Source organism: Paenibacillus borealis (genome assembly GCF_000758665.1).
Taxonomy (GTDB): domain Bacteria; phylum Bacillota; class Bacilli; order Paenibacillales; family Paenibacillaceae; genus Paenibacillus_AQ; species Paenibacillus_AQ borealis.
On record NZ_CP009285.1, the window covers coordinates 6786787 to 6806035 of the forward strand.

13 protein-coding genes are annotated in these 19249 nt (G+C 56.7%); 4 read left to right on the forward strand and 9 right to left on the reverse strand.

All coding sequences use genetic code 11. The features are described 5' to 3' along the window. Positions 1-72: 72 nt before the first annotated feature. From PBOR_RS28675 to PBOR_RS28690, 4 genes are all read right to left on the reverse strand, one after another. Positions 73-957 (reverse strand): carbohydrate ABC transporter permease, encoded by an 885-nt coding sequence (locus tag PBOR_RS28675; protein WP_042217244.1) that lies wholly within the window; start codon positions 955-957, stop codon positions 73-75. Positions 958-980: 23 nt separating this feature from the next. Next, on the reverse strand, positions 981-1958 hold the full coding sequence (locus PBOR_RS28680; RefSeq protein ID WP_081972230.1) for an ABC transporter permease: 978 nt from the start codon (positions 1956-1958) through the stop codon (positions 981-983). A gap of 197 nt (positions 1959-2155) precedes the next feature. Further along, positions 2156-3976 carry a sensor histidine kinase gene (locus tag PBOR_RS28685; RefSeq protein WP_042217246.1) on the reverse strand — a complete coding sequence of 607 codons (1821 nt, stop codon included), beginning with the start codon at positions 3974-3976 and terminating at the stop codon, positions 2156-2158. Beyond that, a complete protein-coding gene (locus PBOR_RS28690; RefSeq protein ID WP_099052496.1) occupies positions 3969-5603 on the reverse strand; it encodes a response regulator in 1635 nt (544 codons plus the stop codon). The genes PBOR_RS28685 and PBOR_RS28690 overlap by 8 nt, the downstream gene beginning before the upstream one ends. Positions 5604-5836: 233 nt before the next feature. Here PBOR_RS28690 and PBOR_RS28695 point away from each other — a divergent pair, with 233 nt between their 5' ends. The 3 genes from PBOR_RS28695 to PBOR_RS28705 are packed head-to-tail and all read left to right on the forward strand — an operon-like array spanning position 5837 to position 10706. After that, positions 5837-8599, forward strand: a complete 2763-nt coding sequence (locus PBOR_RS28695; protein WP_042217247.1) for an alpha-mannosidase — start codon at positions 5837-5839, stop codon at positions 8597-8599. Between the two features lie 4 nt (positions 8600-8603). Then, complete coding sequence (locus PBOR_RS28700) at positions 8604-9827, forward strand: enolase C-terminal domain-like protein (RefSeq protein ID WP_042217248.1); 1224 nt, start codon at positions 8604-8606, stop codon at positions 9825-9827. A gap of 42 nt (positions 9828-9869) precedes the next feature. Then, positions 9870-10706: an NAD-dependent epimerase/dehydratase family protein gene (locus PBOR_RS28705; protein ID WP_042217249.1), complete on the forward strand. Its 837-nt coding sequence runs from the start codon at positions 9870-9872 to the stop codon at positions 10704-10706. A gap of 146 nt (positions 10707-10852) precedes the next feature. Here the strand turns inward: PBOR_RS28705 and PBOR_RS28710 are convergent, their stop codons facing one another. The 5 genes from PBOR_RS28710 to PBOR_RS28730 all read right to left on the reverse strand — a co-directional run bounded on the left by PBOR_RS28710 (position 10853) and on the right by PBOR_RS28730 (position 17881). Then, on the reverse strand, positions 10853-12178 hold the full coding sequence (locus PBOR_RS28710; RefSeq protein ID WP_081972231.1) for a family 43 glycosylhydrolase: 1326 nt from the start codon (positions 12176-12178) through the stop codon (positions 10853-10855). A gap of 108 nt (positions 12179-12286) precedes the next feature. Then, complete coding sequence (locus tag PBOR_RS28715) at positions 12287-13981, reverse strand: carbohydrate-binding protein (RefSeq protein ID WP_081972232.1); 1695 nt, start codon at positions 13979-13981, stop codon at positions 12287-12289. A gap of 317 nt (positions 13982-14298) precedes the next feature. Then, positions 14299-15063, reverse strand: coding sequence for a succinate dehydrogenase iron-sulfur subunit (sdhB, locus tag PBOR_RS28720; protein WP_042217251.1), 765 nt, complete (start codon positions 15061-15063; stop codon positions 14299-14301). A gap of 374 nt (positions 15064-15437) precedes the next feature. Next, positions 15438-17180 carry a succinate dehydrogenase flavoprotein subunit gene (gene sdhA, locus PBOR_RS28725; RefSeq protein ID WP_042217252.1) on the reverse strand — a complete coding sequence of 581 codons (1743 nt, stop codon included), beginning with the start codon at positions 17178-17180 and terminating at the stop codon, positions 15438-15440. Between the two features lie 35 nt (positions 17181-17215). Beyond that, positions 17216-17881, reverse strand: a complete 666-nt coding sequence (locus PBOR_RS28730) for a succinate dehydrogenase cytochrome b558 subunit (protein WP_042139787.1) — start codon at positions 17879-17881, stop codon at positions 17216-17218. A 456-nt stretch (positions 17882-18337) separates the two neighbouring features. Here PBOR_RS28730 and PBOR_RS28735 point away from each other — a divergent pair, with 456 nt between their 5' ends. After that, positions 18338-19237: a LysR family transcriptional regulator gene (locus tag PBOR_RS28735; RefSeq protein ID WP_039306940.1), complete on the forward strand. Its 900-nt coding sequence runs from the start codon at positions 18338-18340 to the stop codon at positions 19235-19237. The last annotated feature ends 12 nt before the right edge of the window (positions 19238-19249 follow it).

A 19249-nucleotide genomic window follows, 5' to 3' on the forward strand; every position in this document is an offset into this window, starting at 1 on the left:
GAACCTCTCCCCTTGATGGTTAATGTATATGCCTTTCGCGGCCGGAGCCGGTAAAGCCGGTGAACGGGTAACTCAGCCCTTGACAGCGCCTACAATCAGACCCTTGACGAAATAACGCTGCAGGAACGGATACAGGAAAACGATAGGGCCGATGGTAACGACGGTGAGCGCCATTTTCATAGACTCGGAAGGAATCTGGGCCGAAATCCGCTGCATCGCGGCTGCGTTGCCGGAGCTTCGCAGAAAATCGACGTTGGAGATCAGTGTGCGCAGCAGCAGCTGCAGCGGCTGAAGCTCCTGCTTGTCGACGAACATCAGGCCAAGGAACCAGTCATTCCAATAACCAAGGGCCATAAACAGCCCTACTGTGGCCAGCACGGGCAGTGCCAGCGGAGCGATCAGCCGGTAGAAGATGCGGAATTCGCCTGCACCGTCGATTTTGGCCGATTCGTGAATCTCCTCGGGAATAGAATGCATAAAGTTGCGGATGAGGAACATATTGAACGCATTCGCCAGTGAAGGCAGGATCAAGGCCCACAGCGTATCCTTCAGATCCAGGTAGCGCACACAGATGATGTACCAGGGCACAAGGCCGCCGCTAAACAGCATCGTAATAATGACGTATACCGACAGAACGCCGCGAAGCTTAAAGGATCTGCGCGACAGCGCATAGGCAGCCATGGCTGTGAGCAGCAGCGACAATACCGTGCCCACGCTGGTGACAAGCAGGCTGACTCCATACGCGTTGACAATCCGGTGTGAGCCCAGCAGCAGAATGCGGTAGGAATCGAAGGTGACATGCTTGGGCAAAAGGGTGTAGCCGTAAGCGGCGATGTCCTGCTCATTGCTGAGCGAGCCTGAGATGACCATGATGAACGGGTACAGGCAGGTCAGGCTGAACACGGCTACGATAAGCATGAGGATCAGCTGACTGATCGAGAATTTTTTGGCTGTCATGCCGGTAGAACCTCCTTGGCCGATTAGAAAATGGCAGAATCCTTGTCAATTTTACGGGCGGCATAATTGCTGCTGAGCACCAGCACGAAGGCCACTGTCGACTGCAGGAACCCTGCGGCCGAGGCCATGCCGATATCTCCGGTCTTGCGCAGGCTGCGGTACACGAAGGTGTCGATAACGTCGGTGGTCGGGAACAGCAGCGAAGCGTCGCCCACCATCGCATAGAACATCCCGAAGTCCGCATTCATAATCCGCCCTACCGCCAGCAGCGTCAGGATGATCACCGTCGGCCGCAGCATCGGAAGACTGATATGCCGGATCTGCTGCCAGCGGGACGCGCCGTCGATCGCTGCCGCCTCGTAATAGGATTGGTCGATGGAGGTCAGCGCAGCCAGATAAATGATTGTGCCATAGCCTGTAACCTTCCAGCGGATGGCAATCGTCAGAATCAGCGGCCACAGCCCGGAGCTGCTGTAAAAGTCAATGCCGGGGAAGCCCATCCATTCGATCAGCCGGTTAATGGACCCGCTTTCATAATTCAGCAGATTGTAGGAGAAAACGCCAACTACGATCCATGAGATGAAGAAGGGCAGGAAGGTAATCGACTGCGTCACCCTTTTGAAGAATTTGTGGCGGATCTCATTCAGGACCAGCGCGAAGCCCACCTCAAATACCAAGCCGACGGTTATAAAAAGAATGTTGAGCAGGACAGTATTGCGCATCGCCCGGAACGCGGCATCGGAGGAGAACAGGTATTCAAAGTTGCTGAGCAGCGGGTTCATCCACGAGCTGCCGAAAATCCCTTTGCTGAAATCAAAATCCTTGAAGGCAATGACCAGCCCGGCCATCGGCAGGTAGTTGAACAGCAGCAGCAGGACGGCAAACGGCAGAAACATCACCAGCAGTGACCGGTTCTTGTATAAATCCTTCAGCACGCCTGATTTCCTGCGGACGGCGGTGCGGCTGGGCCGCCCGCTTGAAGTCGCGGTTATCGTTTTCATTAGCATGTACCTTTCTGTTTAGGTGATGCCTTAATGATACCGCCGCACTCAGGGGGAAGACCATGAGCCTATCTTGTTCTTTGCTGGTCCAAAATTGGCTTATACCCGGCAGACTTCGCTCTGTCCCGTACACAGCAAACTGCCGTCCGGCAGGCGGACGGCAGGAAATGGGCAGTTCAGTTGGAGGTTCGCAGGCGTCACCGGTCTGCCCCGGCTGCAGGTGCGCCCCCGCCTTCAGGGCCCGGTTCCTCCTTCTTCATGACGGGATGGCGCAGCGCAATCTTCGTGCCGTAAGCCGGATCAGATTCGATCTGCAGCCGGTAGGCATCCCCGAAATACAGCCGCAGACGTTCGTTGACATTCCGGAGACCTACCCCCTTGCTGCCGGTGGACTGGCTCGGCTCCTCCTGAATATCCCGGTTCAGCTTGTCCAGGATCTCCTGCGGAATGCCCTTGCCGTTGTCAATGATATCGATGACGATATCCTCCCTCTCGCGGCGGGCGGACACAAGAATCTTGCCCTGCTCGAAATTGTCGCGGATGCTGTGCTGGATGGCATTCTCCACAAGCGGCTGCAGCAGCAGGCGCATGAAGGGCAGCGGCAGCAGCTCCGGTTCGATGGCATACAGAATCCGGATGGTCTGGCCCATCCGGGCCTGCTCAATCTGCACATAGGCCTGAAGCTGCTCGATCTCGCGCCGCAGTGTCGTAATTTCCTTGCCCTGGTTCAGGCTGAGCCGCAGCAGATTGCCAAGCGCCGCCACCATCTCGCTGATATCGCTGCGGCCGTGAGTTTCTGCCTTCCAGCGGATGGATTCCAGCGTGTTGTACAGGAAATGGGGATTAATCTGGTGGCTCAGCACCTGAAATTCCAGCTCCTTCTTTTTCCATTCCGAACGTGAGGCTTCTTCAATCAAGGTTTCGATCTGGGTAGTCAGACTGGTGAAGCCGCGGTACAGCCAGCCGACCTCATCATTGCGCTTCGACCACACGGAGTGGTAGCGGAAATGCCCCTTCTCCGCCTTGCGCATCAGCTGAACAAGCCGGACAACAGGCTGGGTGAAATGCACGGTGAAATAAATGACTACACCTAAGCTGCACAGCAGATAGATCACCAGGAAAATCAGCATGACCCTGTTGATCTCGTCAATCGTTCCGGTTAACTCACTCAGCGGCGACAGGCTGACCAGATACCAGGAACGGCTGTCCAGCTTCAGGCTGGAAGCCAGATACTTCTGGCCTCCTATCATGACCGTCCGTGAAATTTCCGGGCCGCTCGTCAGATTGTGGAACCGGCCCGCCATTTCCGGCTGCCCCGTCCATTCATTGGCGGACGAATCGTACAGCACACTCCCATCCCCGTCCAGGAGCAGCAGCTTCTGCCCGGCGATATTCCCCGACGGGGAGATATAGCGCGCGAGCTGGTCCTCGGATACATCTGCGGCAATAATCCCCCGCGGCTGGCGGTCATACAGGCCGGTGAACCGCTTGGTATAGGTCAAGAGGGGCTTGGCATAACGTCCGCTGCTCGGCATCGACAAATGCCAGGCCGGACTGATTGAAGAGCGGGCCTTCTGGAACCATTCCCCCCTGGCGGCAAGGTCCGGCTCACCGATCGTATTCATATAGTCTGTGTAGGCGGCGGGATCGATGGGGTAAATATGCACCCGGAAGGCATCGATCGCCAGCGCCTGATTGTTAAGCAGGGTCAGCATGTTGACCGTAAACAGCTCCTCCTCTTCCCAGCCTGCCGGTGCAGTCTTCAGCAGATCCTGCAATTGCTTGTTCCCGATCAAATCGTTCATTTGGCTGTTCAGCTGCGACAGATAGACCTCGAAGCCTTTGCGCGCCTGGATAAGAAAGCTATGGGAAACCGATGTATTGGCATTGGAGATCCCCTCTATCGCTTTGACATGGGTGTAATAGGCGAACAGGAGAAACGGAACAATCAGAATGGCAAAAAAAATCAGGATGACCTTATTCCGGAGCGAGCCCAGCGCAATCCGTGCCTTACTCATCCGCAATGCCCTGCAGCTTGCGGAATTCCTTGGGTGTACAGCCCGTCTGTTTTTTGAACAGCTTGGTAAAATGAACAGGGTCCTTATAGCCTACCAGCGAGGAAATCTGGTAAATCTTATATTTCACTTCCCCGAGCATCTTCCTGGCATTGTCCATACGCACCTCGGTCAGATACTCCAGGAAGGTCTGGTGCTTCTCTTTCTTGAACAGCTTGCTGAGCCATACCGGCGTTACATGCACCTCAGACGCCACGCTCTGCAGGGTCAGGTTGTCTGCATAATGCATCAGAATGTATTTCTCCGCCTCTTGAATGATCTGACCGGGTGAAGCGGCCAGCTCGGCAAAATCACGCGCCATCTCCAGCAGGCAGAGCTCCGCCTGTCCGCGCAGCGATTCGAGCGTATCATAGCGCTCCAGCCGGTCCCAGAGAATCATCGGATTGCGCTGCCAGCCCTGCTCACTCCAGCCCAGCTGGGCAGCCTTCTTGAAGATGCCGAGCAGCCATTCGAAAATATGCTGCTGGATATCCTTGATCTGGCAGAGCGACCAGGATTGGACCAGCTCGTAGAACCGGTTCATGGCGGCCTGGATGTCAGCCTCGGTACCGTAACGGATGAGATCGAGCACTTCATCGGGGTTCGTAATCGGCGGAATATCAAGCTCGGATTCCTGCTCCCAGCCGCGGCTGGTCAGGAGGCGCTGCCCCCCGTATATCGCCTTCTGCTCCAGAATCTCCTCCGCTTCGGCATATCTGGCATGCAGCTCGGACATCGCCCCGGGAAGGGTGCACAGCGCAGCGCTGGCCTTCACCTTCACAAAGGCATGGATGCGCTCAATGCACAGATTGCCCAGCTCTTCGATCCGTGCTGTGCCCTCTCCCTTGGCGCATCTCAGCACGGCGACCCAGCGCTGCTTCGAATCCTCGTACAGGATGAAGGGCTCGGGATAATCCTCCTCCAGCGTCTGCTTCACCACATTGCCGATGCCGAACAGAATCAGCTCCTTCTCACGGCGGAGGCCTTCCCGGTTCTCCACCGATTTCAGATCGTCGGCCTCCAGCAGCAGAACCACGGAAGGCCCGCAGGCAATCCAGTCGGCCTGGAGTGTCCGCAGCCGGTGGAGCAGCCGCGTCTCCCGGTAGGGATCATAGTCATGCTCCAGAATCTCCCGCAGCAGCTCACCGCGGATTTTGGGCAGCGCGCTGTGCACCTGGTCATTGAGCAGCTGCCGGTTCTTCCGGTCCATCCGCTCCTGCTCCAGCTGTGAAATCGCGCGTCCCAGCACCTCGCCCAGCTCAGTTATGTTAATCGGTTTCAGGATATAGTCCATCGCCCCCAGCTTCATCGCCTGCCGGACCATATCGAAATCATCATAGCCGCTGATAACGATGGCCTTCCAGCCGTCCGGCCGTTCCCGGCCGAGCGTCCCGATCAGCTCAAGCCCGGACATGCGCTTCATCCGGATGTCGGTCACAATCAGATCGGGCCTCCGGGCCCGCGCCAGCTCGAGTGCCGTATCGCCATCATCGGCGGTTAAAACGTTTTCAATTCCATAAGCCGACCAGGGAAAACCAGTGCGCAGCCCCTCCCTGATCTCCATTTCATCATCCACTATAAGTGCCAGCAATTACGCCACCATCCCATGCTGCATATTTCATTGATTTATATCCTTGTATACCGTAGGCATCCGGCAGAAGCCGGTGCCCTTATTTTAGCCTCCAGCTCCCGGAGTGAACAAGCGATCCGCCGCGATAAGCCAATAATTCCCGCTAAAGTTTGCGATTGTCTCCTTGTCCGCCTCCCCTCCCCTTTCTACAATGAGGGGTGTATAATCGAAACCCAAAGAAAAGAGGCTCCTCCATGAAAGCAAAACAAACGGTTCATGTCGTTTCGCACACACATTGGGACCGGGAATGGTATATGCCTTATGAAGCCCATCATGTCCGCCTGATTGAAACGATGAATTCACTGCTGGACACCTTCGAACGTGATCCGGAATTCCGCAGCTTCTACCTGGACGGGCAAACGATCGTATTTGAAGATTACCTGCAGGTGCATCCCGAGAAAAAAGAATTGCTGCAGCGGCTCAGCCGCGAAGGCAAGCTGGCCGCCGGCCCCTGGTATGTGCTGCAGGACGAATTCCTGACCAGCAGTGAGGCCAATGTCCGCAACCTGCAGATCGGCCTGCGCGATGCGCGGGAGATTGGCACGGTCTCCCGGCTCGGGTATTTCCCTGATTCCTTCGGCAACATGGGACAGGCGGCGCAGATTCTCCGCCAGGCCGGAATCGGGACTGCCGTATTCGGACGGGGCGTGAAGGCGACCGGATTCAATAATCAGACCTTGGATAGCGGACACCTGGAGTCTCCATTCTCGGAGCTCATCTGGGAATCACCGGACGGCTCCGAGGTGCTTGGCATCCTCTTTGCCAACTGGTACAACAACGGCATGGAGATCCCGGTGGACCCCGCAGAAGCCAGGGTCTACTGGGATCAGCGGCTGGAGCAGGCCTCGCGCTACGCGTCCACCCCGCATCTGCTGCTGCTGAACGGCTGCGACCACCAGCCCGTTCAGCAGAATCTGTCCGCCGCGCTGCGCACCGCCCGGGAGCTGTATCCGGAGACCGAGTTCCTCCACTCGGACTATGACAGCTACATCCGCAGCCTGCGCGCGGAGCTGCCGGAGGAGCTGACCCGCATCCGCGGTGAGTTGCGCGGCCAGCGCACGGACGGCTGGTACTCGCTCGTCAACACAGCTTCGGCACGCGTGTGGATCAAACAGCGGAACCAGCAGGCGCAGACGCTGCTGGAGAAGACCGCTGAACCGCTGGCCGCCCTGGCGCATACGCTGGGCTCCCCTTATCCGCATGCGCTCTTCCGCTATGCCTGGAAGACGCTGATGCAGAACCATCCGCATGACAGCATCTGCGGCTGCAGCGTAGACGAGGTGTACCGGGAGATGGACATCCGGTTCGCCAAAAGCACGGAGGTCGGGCGGAATCTCGCCCGGGCAAGTGCGGACTACATCAGCTCGCGCATTGATACCTCAGGCTTCTCGGCCTATGGGGCAGATGCCGTGCCGTTCACCGTGTACAATACCAGCGGCTACGGAGAATCGCGGGTGGTGACGCTGGAGCTGGAGTGGAGCCGCCGCTATTTCAGTCAAAGCGAGAATCCGGTTGAAATCGCCGGCGAGGTAGAGCGGCGCTCCCATGCGGCAGGAATCCTTGTGGATTCGCACGGCAGGCAGCTCGCTGCGGAGATCACCGATCTGGGCGTGCGCTTCGGCTATGATCTGCCGGACGACAGGTTCAGACAGCCTTACATGGCACGGGCACTGCGGATCACCTTCGAAGCAGACGATCTGCCTGGCATGGGCTACCGCTCCTTCGCCTGGATTCCCGTTACCGGTGAAGTGTCTTCTGAAGCGCATAAAGCTGCGGCTGCGGATGAAGGCAACAGCGTGTCCTTGGCTGTATCAGCAAATACGCTGGAGAATCCCCTGCTGCGGGTAAGCGTGGAACCGGACGGGAGCCTGACGCTCCTGGACAAGAAGACCGGCGTGACTTATGCAGGCCTGGGAGTATATGAGGATGCCGGGGATATCGGCAATGAATATATCTTCTATCAGCCACCGGGCGAGGCTCCAATCACTACGGCAGGACTTAAGGCGGAAATCACACTCGTGGAGGATATGCCATGGCGGGCCACGATTGAGATTATGCATCAGCTGGAGATCCCGGCTGCGGCAGACGAACGGCTTGCAGAGGAAATACGTACAATGGTGCTCTTTAACGAGCGTCTGTCCGGGCGCTCCGCGAGCACCGTGCCGCTCCGCATCGTCACCCGGGTCAGCCTGGAGCGCTCAGGCGCAGGAGTTAAGGTATCCGCCTCCTTCGATAATCAGGCGTGTGACCACCGGCTGCGTGCGCTGTTCCCCGCCGGCATCGATGCTGCCGTGCATTACGCCGATTCGGTCTTCGAGGTGGCGGAGCGCCAGACCGTCCCGGCACCGGAGTGGAAGAATCCCAGCTATTGCCACCACATGCAGACGTTTGTCGATGTGCATGGTCCAGATCGCGGACTGGTGATTGCCGGCAAGGGGCTGAATGAATATGAAGTGCTGCAGGACGGGAAGGGCACAATTGCCGTTACGCTGCTCCGTGCTGTGGGCGAGCTGGGCGATTGGGGGGTATTTCCGACACCGGAAGCCCAGTGCCTTGGCCCTTGTGAAGCCGAATGGATGATCATTCCCCACGGCGGCGCAGCTGACCGCTACGCAGCCTACCGGGAAGCTTACGCCTTCCCCGTCCCGGCATTCACAGCTGACACGCGGTTACACGGCGGAGAGCTGCCGCCGGATGCCGGATGGCTGCACTGGTCAGGGGAGCGGCTCGCCTTCTCCAGCCTGAAGATTGCCGAAGACAGCGGAGATGCCATTGCCCGCTGGTACAATCTCTCGGGTGAGGACACCGGACTCAAGCTGGAGACGGAAGCTGCAGCCTATGAGACTACTATTCTCGAAGAGGCCGCCGGGGCTCCTGTAGGAGCTGTTCTGGCTGTTCAAGGCTTCAAGATTGTTACTGTAGGGATTCCCGGCACTCTCCGCCAGAAAGGAAGATAATCACATGGCCACAATCAAAGCCATCCGCTGCATCCGCACCAGAATAGACGGAAGCTGGACCATCGTTCAGGTCCTTACGGACTGCGACGGGCTGTACGGCCTCGGCTCCGCTTCCGATCTGTATAACCCGGAAGCGGTCGTGCAGGTCATTGAGCAGCTGTTCGCCCCGCTGCTGATTGGCCGGGATACCGCCTATATCGAGGAGCTGTGGCAGACCATGCAGCACAGCGCCTACTGGCGGAACGGCTCGGTTACGCAGACGGCGATCAGCGGCATTGATATGGCGCTGTGGGATATTCTCGGCAAGGAAGCCGGAATGCCCGTATACCGCCTGCTCGGCGGGGCAGTCCGGTCTGCGGTCCCCTGCTACGGGCATGCCACAGGGGATTCCGTCGCCGAACTGAAGGAAGATGTTCAGCGTTATCTGGAAGAAGGCTACTCAGTCATCCGCTGCCAGCTCGGAGGCTACGGCGGAGGCGGCTTCCTGCAAGGCGGGCGGAACCGCCTGCCGGAGCCTTCCTGGATCCAAGACCGGGCCTTTGATGAACAGGCCTATCTGCAGGCTGTGCCCGCCATGTTCGAGCAGCTCCGGGCTGAATTCGGCGGCGGGATCGGATTCACGCATGATGTGCATGAGCATCTGTCGCCGATTGCCGCGATCCAGCTGGCCAAGTCGCTGGAGCCGTATGCGCTGTTCTATCTGGAGGATGCCCTACCGCCGGAGCAGCTGGGCTGGTACCGCCAGCTGCGCGCCCAGAGCTCAACCCCGCAGGCGGTCGGCGAGCTGTTCACGAATCCGCAGGAATGGCTGCCGCTGGTGCAGGAGCGGCTGATCGATTTCCTGCGCGTCCGGGTATCCAAGGCGGGAGGCATCAGCGCCTGCCGCAAAATCTCCGCCGTCTGCGAAGCCTTCGGCGTACGGACAGCCTGGCAGGAAGGCGGGGAGAACGACCCCGTCAACCAGGCTGCCGCCGTTCATCTGGACCTCTCCGCCTGGAACTTCGGTATCCAGGAAATCAACCATTTCCGTGAAGAGGAGCTGGAGGCCTTCCCGGGACATATCCGGCGCTCCGGCGGGTATCTGTATCCCGCCGAGAAGCCGGGGCTCGGCATTGAGCTTGACGAGGTGAAAGCGAAGGGACTGATCGGCACCGGCTGGAAATCAGCGGCCTATTATCATCCCTACCCGCTGGACCGCAAGGCGGACGGAACTCTGGTCCGTCCTTGAATGCACAGCTTATCCCAACCAATCTGAAGGAGGTTCAGCTTTATGGAAACCATAGCCGTCACTGGCGGCAGCGGCAAGCTCGGCTCGGCCGTCATCCGGGCACTTCAGCTGTCCGGATACGGAGTCATGTCTCTTGATCAGCGTAAATCCGGGGAGCTGTCCTGCCGCCAGCTGATCGTCGATCTCAGCGATCTGGGCCAGCTCGCAGGTGCGCTGCAGGGTGCCGATGCGGTTGTGCATTTGGCCGCAATCCCTGCGCCGCTGCTGTACCCGCCGGCCCATATTTTTGCCAATAATGTACTCTCCGGCTATAACGTTCTGGAAGCGGCAGGACTGCTGGGCATCCGCAGGGCCGTGCTGGGCTCCAGCGAATCCTCCTACGGCTTCGCCTGGGCACCGCTGCCCTTTCCCCCGGAATATGTACCGGTGGATGAGCAGCATCCGCAGCAGCCCCGGGAATGCTACGGCTTGTCCAAGGTGGTCAATGAGGCCACAGCCGCCATGTTCAACCGCAGAGGCGGAATGAAGGCGGTATCCCTGCGGTTCTCCACGGTGATGACCGAAGCCGAATATGCCCATATCCGGCCTGAGCAGCCCGAAAGATTCAAGAAAACATTATGGAGCTATATCGACATCCGGGATGCCGCCGATGCCTGCCTTGCGGCCCTGAAGCATGGAGAGGATGCCGCAGCTCATCTCAATATTACGGCGGATGATACGCTGAGCGACTGGCCCACTGAACGTCTGCTGAATGAGTTTTACCCTGAAGTGCACGACCGCCGCAGCCGGTTCCAGGGCCGGGAAGCGCTTGTCAGCAACCGGATGGCGAAGGAGACCCTTCATTGGCAGCCCCGGTATTCCTGGATAGAGAGACACTGAACGTCCTAGTACCGAAGCTGGCATACGCCTACATCTGTATAGCTGCAAACAAAGAACCCGTGAAAAGAGCGCCGCTGCTTGGCCGCTTCTCCTCACGGGTTTTTTTTGCTTCCGCCGGTGCCTTTAGATAACAGCCGCAGAAGGCTTCAATCCCCCAGCGGACTGACCGTCATCCCGCTGATCCGGACATCCCCTTTACCGCCTGTCCAGGTAATGAGGTTGCCGCTGCCCGGTTCCAGCTGAACGGTCAGGCCGGTGCAGCCGGTAAATGCCGTAGACCCGCCGGTTGAAGGCGCATTAATCAGCGAGTAGTCCTTGCCGTTCACCATTAGCCGCAGCTTGGCGAGAGGCTCTGCCGTTGCATATAGAATCCGGGCCTCTGCCCGTCCGCCATTCACACCGCCGTCCACATTATGGAACCGGCAGCAGGCGTCTGCGCCATCCAGACCTGCGATAACACTCCGCCCCTCGTCCGAAGCTTCGATGACCGCACCGCTGCCAGCCGTGCTGTCCCCCGCTTCATAGCTCTTCATTAACGGATTCGGAAGCGGCGCTTCCCCCGCCGGCTTAACGCCCTCCCGGGTCTGTACCACCCTCCGGATCGTTCCGTCTTCATTGAAATAGAGCTCGTCGATGCACACGCTCCGCAGCGTTCCTTCTCCCGACAGCTCCTGGTTATGGTAGAACAAGTACCACTGGCCCTTGAATTCTGCCACGGAGCCATGGGTCGTCGAACAGCCGGTTGGCTCAAGAAAGATCCCCCGGTACATCCACGGACCCAGCGGCTGGTCACTGGTGGCATACCGCATACGGTTGTTATTCTCCAGATTATCCGCATACGTCAGGTAGTACACGCCGTTTCTTTTAAACACCCAGGCTGCTTCATGAAAGTCCTCAAGGCCTTCCATTTCCCGCATGCCGCCCTTGATTGACATCATATCCTCGTCCAATTCACCGGCTTCGCATTTTCCGCCGCCCCCGTAGTACATATAGGCACGGTTATCTTCATCTACGAACACAGCCGGATCAATCATGGCAAAACCGCCAAGTCCCGGAATATAGCCTTGATCGGTGAATCCCCGGGACGGCTCAGGGCTTGCGGCCACACCGATTTTCCAGGTGCTGTTCCAGTCCGAGCCGCTGGGATGCGGATAATAGAAATAATAGGTGCCGTTCTTATAGGCGCAGTCAGGGGCCCACATGAAGCCGCCTTCGGGTCTGCCCCATGGCACATCCGCCGAGCCCAGAATCTCCCCTTCGTCCCGCCAGTTCACCATATCTGCGGACGAGAACACATGATATCTGTCCATCAGATCACAGCCTCTCGCCGGATCAACATCATGGGAGGCATAAATGTACACTCTGCCGTCTTCCCATACATGCGCCGAAGGGTCGGCGGTATAAATACTTGTAATCACCGGGTTCATTGATGTGGTTTTACGGCAGTCTGCCGGAATGCTTTGATTTCTCATGTCTATAAGATCCTCCTGCGGTATTTGGAATTCATTTAAGATTAGATCTGTTTCCCAGGCAAAACCGGCTATACCATTCTCCATCAAGAATGGAAGCCGGCAACAGTCCTACTGATGGCTCGTGGGATGATTTACCGTCAGCGGAATCTGGTCTTTAAACAGCCGGTTGATATCTCCAGCCAGACGCAGATAAAAGTCTGAGGATACCGTAACGCCATCCGCATTCAAGGTCAGGAAATACTGATTGGCTGGAATCATCGAGCTGTTCTCCGCTCCCTTGGCTATAGCTGTTCCTTCGTCGTATTCATCGAACATGGCGATATAACCGGTACTTATGCCGGAGCTCTTGATATTATAGGCCTGCCGCCACATGAAATCGCCATGTGCGCGGGGAATTTGATTCTGCGGGCCGCCGGTCATGTTAGACCAGGAGAATCCCGGAAAGAGCACCGGCTGATAGGCGATGCCGTTCTGCTCCGTCATGGCAAAGTCCGGCTGCAGCAGATTCGTCTTGAAGCTGTCAGCCTCCGCCAGAGTTCCAAAGCGCCCTACATACCACGGAGAAATCATATCCAGCGATTTGTAGACGTTGAGGAAGCCGGATTTGGAATCGTTGATGCCCTCTCTCCAATAGGTGGGCACGCCGCCGATTACGTAAATGCCCTGATTCTTGAACCAGCTGATCAGTTCCGCAGATTCTGCTGCGGTGCCTGGACGGTCAGTGAAGCCGATGCCCCAGATGCAGACCACCGTCTTGCCGTTCTGCTTCGCATAGGCTGAAGAAGAAGGCAGATGCATGGCATTCACAACGTTCGTCGTCCAGTCATGCTTGACCGCGTTCACCCAGTTGCCTGCATTCATGCCGGTAATGTCGTACATGACATAAAATTTGCGGTTGTAGGCTTCGGCGGCGCTCTTTACCTTGACGGCCACACTGTCGCGGTTCGTCTTCCAGCCGCTCGGCGCATCACTTTCATCAGCACCGAACCGCTGCAGTGCAGCCCCGTCAATATTGTAGGTCTGCATCCATTCAAAGTGCTTGTTCACCGTCTCCTGATCATACGAGGAAAACAGCTTGGCCGGAGAACCGTTACCGAGATTGGCCAGGCTGGTCTGGTATAGCTTGGAATATTCCCGCAGATCGGGGTACAGCTCGAAATTCACGCTGCTGTTCGCCGCAGGCGCGCTGCTGTTCTTGGACCAGTGCACCCAGCCCCCGTTCGGCGAGCCGTCTCCGGCAGCATTGAACCAGCCCTGATAGCCTGCGAACAGCTTACCGGCTACATCCCCGCCGGTACCGGAGGACGGGGCATTGAATTTGAACCAGAGCACATTGAACAAATTTCCCGCCCCTCCGGTGAATTTAAGATAAAGCGTATGCGCTCCGCTTACCGTGCCGACCGGAGCGGACTTGGTCTGCCACGACTGCCAGCCCCCGGTTCCCGGAACGGCCACCGTTCCCAGAAGTGTTCCGGCAGCGCTGTCCAGACGCACTTCAATATTGCCTCCGCTGTTATTGCTCGCCACCCTCACGTCAATCGTGGCTGCGCCGCTGCCAAATTCCACGTTGTTAAAGGCAATATAATCCCCGTTGTCAATGAATGCGACGTTCTGCCCGCCTTCGCTGGACGCCTCAAGCTGGATTCCGGATTGGCTGCTGTAGCCGGAAGCGGCCGTCTGATTAAATGCCGGGGCAGCCGACACAACGGCGGGAGACAACGGTAGGCTGACCGCCAGAGTCAATACAGCCACACCCATCCACATGATAAAACGCTGTCTTATATTACTTGCGGATCTGATCATGATACCCTCCAATTCGTATTTCGCCACTGCTGCAGACCGGCCGGAAGGAGACTGGACATTGTACAATGTGAGACTGGCATCATGATGTTATCCGCCCGCTTGCGGCCCCGGCTCCACCTCTCTTCCCGCCGCTTTGGCGATATGGACTTCCTTTAGCATACCTCCCGGGGGCGATGGGTCACCATGAGGCGATGTTAAACAAAACAGGGCATTGCAAAAGCAAATCCGGCGCACACAAATAAAAAAACCATCCCCGGCCTGGCTGAAAGCCCAGTCCGCGGGATGGTTCTCCGGGAATTCTATGAAGTTCTGCCGGTTTACACGCCCAGCCAGCGCTTGAACATATGCTTCGTCGTCTGCTTGTTGATCTCGGCAATCGAGGTGGTCAGCGGAATGCCCTTAGGACAGGCGCGTACACAGTTCTGCGAGTTACCGCAGCCGTCGATGCCGCCGTCTTCCATCAGCGCCTCCAGGCGCTCGTCAGAGTTCATCTCGCCTGTAGGGTGGGCGTTGAACAGGCGCACCTGCGAAATGGCGGCAGGACCGATGAAATTGGTCTTCTCGTTGACATTCGGGCAAGCCTCCAGGCAGACACCGCAGGTCATGCACTTGGACAGCTCATAAGCCCATTGGCGCTTCTTCTCCGGCATCCGGGGTCCCGGACCCAGATCATAGGTGCCGTCAATCGGAATCCAGGCCTTAACCCGCTTCAGGGCATTGAACATCCGGCTGCGGTCTATCACCAGGTCGCGCACGACCGGGAAGGTCTTCATCGGTTCAATGCGTACCGGCTGCTCGAGATTATCGATCAGTGCTGCGCAGGCCTGCCGCGGCTTGCCGTTAATCACCATGGAGCAGGCGCCGCATACTTCCTCCAGACAGTTGGATTCCCAGCAGACCGGAACCGTATTGTCACCCTTCGCGTTCACCGGATTGCGCTGGATTTCCATAAGCGCGCTGATCACATTCATTCCCGGACGGTAGGCAAGCTCGAACTCTTCTGTATACGGGCTCGTTTCCGGTTCATCCTGGCGGGTAATGATAAATTTCACGTTTTTGGGAGCTGCTGCAGTTTCCGCCATATCGGTTACCTCCTAAAGGTTTGGATAGCATAGCCTTCTCCGAAACCAGTTCGCCAAACTCGCTCCGGAAGCACACGCTTTAAGCTTTTAACGTATTGATGATCTTTCGATTCCGGCGCTAACTGCACTTTGTACAATTAAAACCAGGGGTTCCAGCCTAATTTACGATTTAACTGCACTTTATACATTTATATTTCATAAAAAGGCTCATTCCAGCCAGTCCGGAAGATTTTAACTGCACTGAGTACAGTTATTCGTCTCCCGTGCGGCAGCGGTGCAGGAATAGCTGCATGAAATACAGTTAAACTGCAGATTCCCCGCGGCCAGGACATGCGAGCCATTCAGCGTCCCTACTGTACTGCCGCTTCGTCCTATCAGTCCTTCGAGTAATCCCGCACCCGCGGAGGAATCAGCGATACATCCACTTCCTCGTACGAGATTTGCGGGCCGTCGGCACTCCAGGTAGCTTTGGTCGTCTTGAGGAATTCCTCATCATTGCGCTTCGGGAAGTCCGGCTTGTAATGGGCGCCGCGGCTTTCATTGCGCAGGAGTGCTCCAAGAGTCATTGCTTCGGACAGCTCCAGCATATTCCACAGCTGGCGGGTGAAGGCTACGCCCTGGTTGCTCCAGCGTGAAGTGTCGCTCATGTTGATGTTGCGGTAGCGTTCCTTCAGCTCTTTGATTTTGCCGATGGTTGCCTCAAGCTTCTTATTCTCGCGTACCACGGTCATGTTCGCCGTCATCCATTCGCCAAGCTCCTTGTGGATCACGTAAGCATTCTCCGTACCTGTCATCCCCAGCAGAGACTCATATTTATCCGTCTGTGTCTTATGGAAGCTGTCGAATACCGTGGAGGAGATATCCTGCACCGATTTCTTGAGGCCCTTGATATATTCCACAGCCTTCGGCCCGGAGACCATACCGCCATAAATGGCCGATACCAGCGAGTTCGCGCCAAGGCGGTTTGCCCCGTGGTACTGATATTCACATTCCCCTGCGGCGAACAGGCCGGGAATATTCGTCATCTGGTTATAGTCAACCCACATGCCGCCCATCGAATAATGCACAGCGGGGAAGATTTTCATCGGTATTTTGCGGGGATCATCCCCCATGAACTTCTCGTAGATCTCGATAATACCGCCCAGCTTGACGTCGAGCTCCTTCGGGTCCTTATGCGAAAGATCCAGGTACACCATGTTCTCGCCGTTAATGCCCAGTCCCTGATCCACACATACATTGAAAATCTCACGTGTAGCGATATCGCGCGGCACCAGATTACCGTAGGAAGGATATTTCTCTTCGAGGAAATACCACGGCTTGCCGTCCTTGTAGGTCCAGATGCGCCCGCCTTCGCCGCGCGCCGATTCTGACATCAGCCGCAGCTTGTCATCACCCGGGATCGCTGTCGGGTGGATCTGAATGAATTCCCCGTTCGCATAATGCACACCCTGCTGATATACAGCGCTTGCAGCGGTTCCTGTATTGATGACCGAGTTCGTCGTTTTGCCGAAAATAATCCCCGGACCGCCGCTTGCCAGAATGACCGCATCCGCCGGGAAGGTCTGAATCTCCATCGTCTTCAGATTCTGGGCGCTGATGCCGCGGCATACACGCTCGTCATCGAGAATGACGGAGAGGAACTCCCAGTTCTCGCTTTTGGTTACCAGGCCTTCAGCTTCCCAGCGGCGCACCTGCTCATCCAGCGCATACAGCAGCTGCTGGCCGGTTGTCGCCCCCGCGAACGCTGTACGGTGGCGCTTCGTTCCGCCGAACCGGCGGAAATCGAGCAGCCCCTCCGGCGTACGGTTGAACATAACGCCCATCCGGTCCATCAGGTGGATAATGCCCGGTGCGGCTTCGCACATCGCTTTGACCGGAGGCTGGTTGGCCAGGAAGTCGCCGCCGTAGACGGTATCATCGAAATGCTCCCAGGGCGAGTCTCCCTCGCCCTTTGTATTTACTGCGCCGTTGATGCCGCCTTGCGCGCAGACCGAATGTGATCTTTTGACAGGGACCAGTGAGAATAGATGTACATGCGCGCCGGATTCGGCGGCCTTAATGGTAGCCATCAGGCCGGCCAGACCGCCGCCCACGATGATAATATCGGCTGATGCCATGATTGTTCCCCTCCTATATTAAAATCTGTATATTCCTAAATAAAGCTGCGCAGCGACTGCATCGCCGTGGCCGCGGTTTGGAATTCATCATCACGGAAAGTCACCAGTGACAGTACGAACATGAAGGTAACAAGTACGAACACACCGAGACAGAGGATAGAGGACACCCGCTGCGAACGCGGCCCCACAGTAATACCCCAGCTGATCAGGAAGGACCACAGGCCATTGGAGAAATGGAAGCAGGCTGCTACAATACCGATGATATAGAAGGTCATCAGCAGCGGATTAGTCACAATATTGTGCATGACACCGCCCAGTTCTTCATGCTCTACATTTCCAAGCGCCACCTGGACACGGGTATCGTACAGATGCCAGACAATGAAGATGAAGGTGACAATTCCACTGATGCGCTGCAGCGTATAACGCCAGTTTCTTTCCAGATTGTAGCGGTTCAGGTTCGGCTTCGACTGATACGCAATGTACAGGCCGTACACTCCGTGGTACAGCAGCGGCAGCCAGATGCCGAACAATTCCAGGAAGAAGACGAGCGGCAGGCTGTTCAGCCACAGCACACTGTCTGTGAAACCGGAAGCACCACCCTCTACTGCTGCGAAGTTCGTCAGCATGTGCTCAAGGAAAAAGGCCCCAAGCGGGATAATGCCGAGCAAGGAATGAATCTTTCTGGAATAAAATCCTCTCATGCAAAGTGTCCCCTTTCCAATTAAAACAGCGTTTTCAAATTATCTTTTTAAAGAGCATACACCGCCGGGAGTACAGTTGAAACAGGGCAGCGGCAGGCTGCAGCAAGCAGCAAAATGTCTATTTGCACCACTTTTCATTGTTTTCCCGGACTTTGCTTTATTATTCACAATATGTGAATATCCTGTGTCACTTTTCATGTTACTCTTTTTTCGCTTATAAGGGAATTGCAATCTAATTATTAATCGTTATACAATAAACGCATAAGAATATTTTTAATATGATAATAATTCTCATTTAGATTGGGAATTCACTTCATTTTCAGATGAATACTCATATATATCAAGGTTTCTTCCGTCTCCCGGCTATGCTTTTTATCACTAATTCATCGAAATCTTTAACTATCCATTATCTAATTTAATCCGCTGTTTACAGATTGGGACAAAGGAGTGCTTGTAATGTACGATGATTTAGATGCTTTTGCTGCGGTTGTGGAGCATTCCAGCCTGAACCGGGCCTCCCGCCAGCTTAACCTGTCCCAACCCGCCCTGTCCCGCAAAATCTCCAAGCTGGAGGAACGGCTCGGCGTCGCCCTGTTTCACCGTTTCGGCAAACGGCTGGAGCTTACCGAGGTAGGACGGCTTACTTATACCTATGCGCTGGAGCAGCGGCAGCAGCGGTCCAAATTCCTGGAAGCGTTATCTAAGTTCAAGGAAGGCGAACCGCAGCTGGTTACACTGGGGGCCAGCCTGACCACGCTGCAGACCACATTGCCTCCGCTGGTGAACGCCTACATGGAGAAATACCCGGCGGCCGAGCTGAAGCTGATCACCGGGAAGACGCATGAGATGGTTACCGCAGTCAGCGAGGGCAAATGCGATGTCGGCATCATCGCCTCCCAGGTTCAGGAGCCGGGCCTGCGCTGCATCCCGCTGTTCGAGGACCAGCTCCGGCTGGTCGTCGCCGAACATCATCCGCTGGCCCAGTCTCCGCGGCTCACGATGGAGCATCTCTCACGGCTGCCGATGATTCTCTTCTCCAAGGGCACCTGGTACCGCCGGACAACAGATGATCTGTTCCAGCGCTGCGGCGTTGATCCTGATGTGCGGATGGAGATCGACTCCTTCGAAGCGATCGTCCGGCTGCTGCCGACCATCAAGGCCGCCGCCCTGCTGCCGAAGTCCTATCTCCGCCCGGAGCTGCTGAACGGCGGCGGACTTGTCTCCCTGCACATCAAGGAGCTGGAGCAGACACAGCGGACCACCTGCCTGATCTACCAGGGCAGCGGAGGACTCAGCACAGCGGCGCGCTGTCTCGTCCAGGTGACCGAGGAGGTCTTTCTGTCCGGACGCGAATAACCTAAATCACCC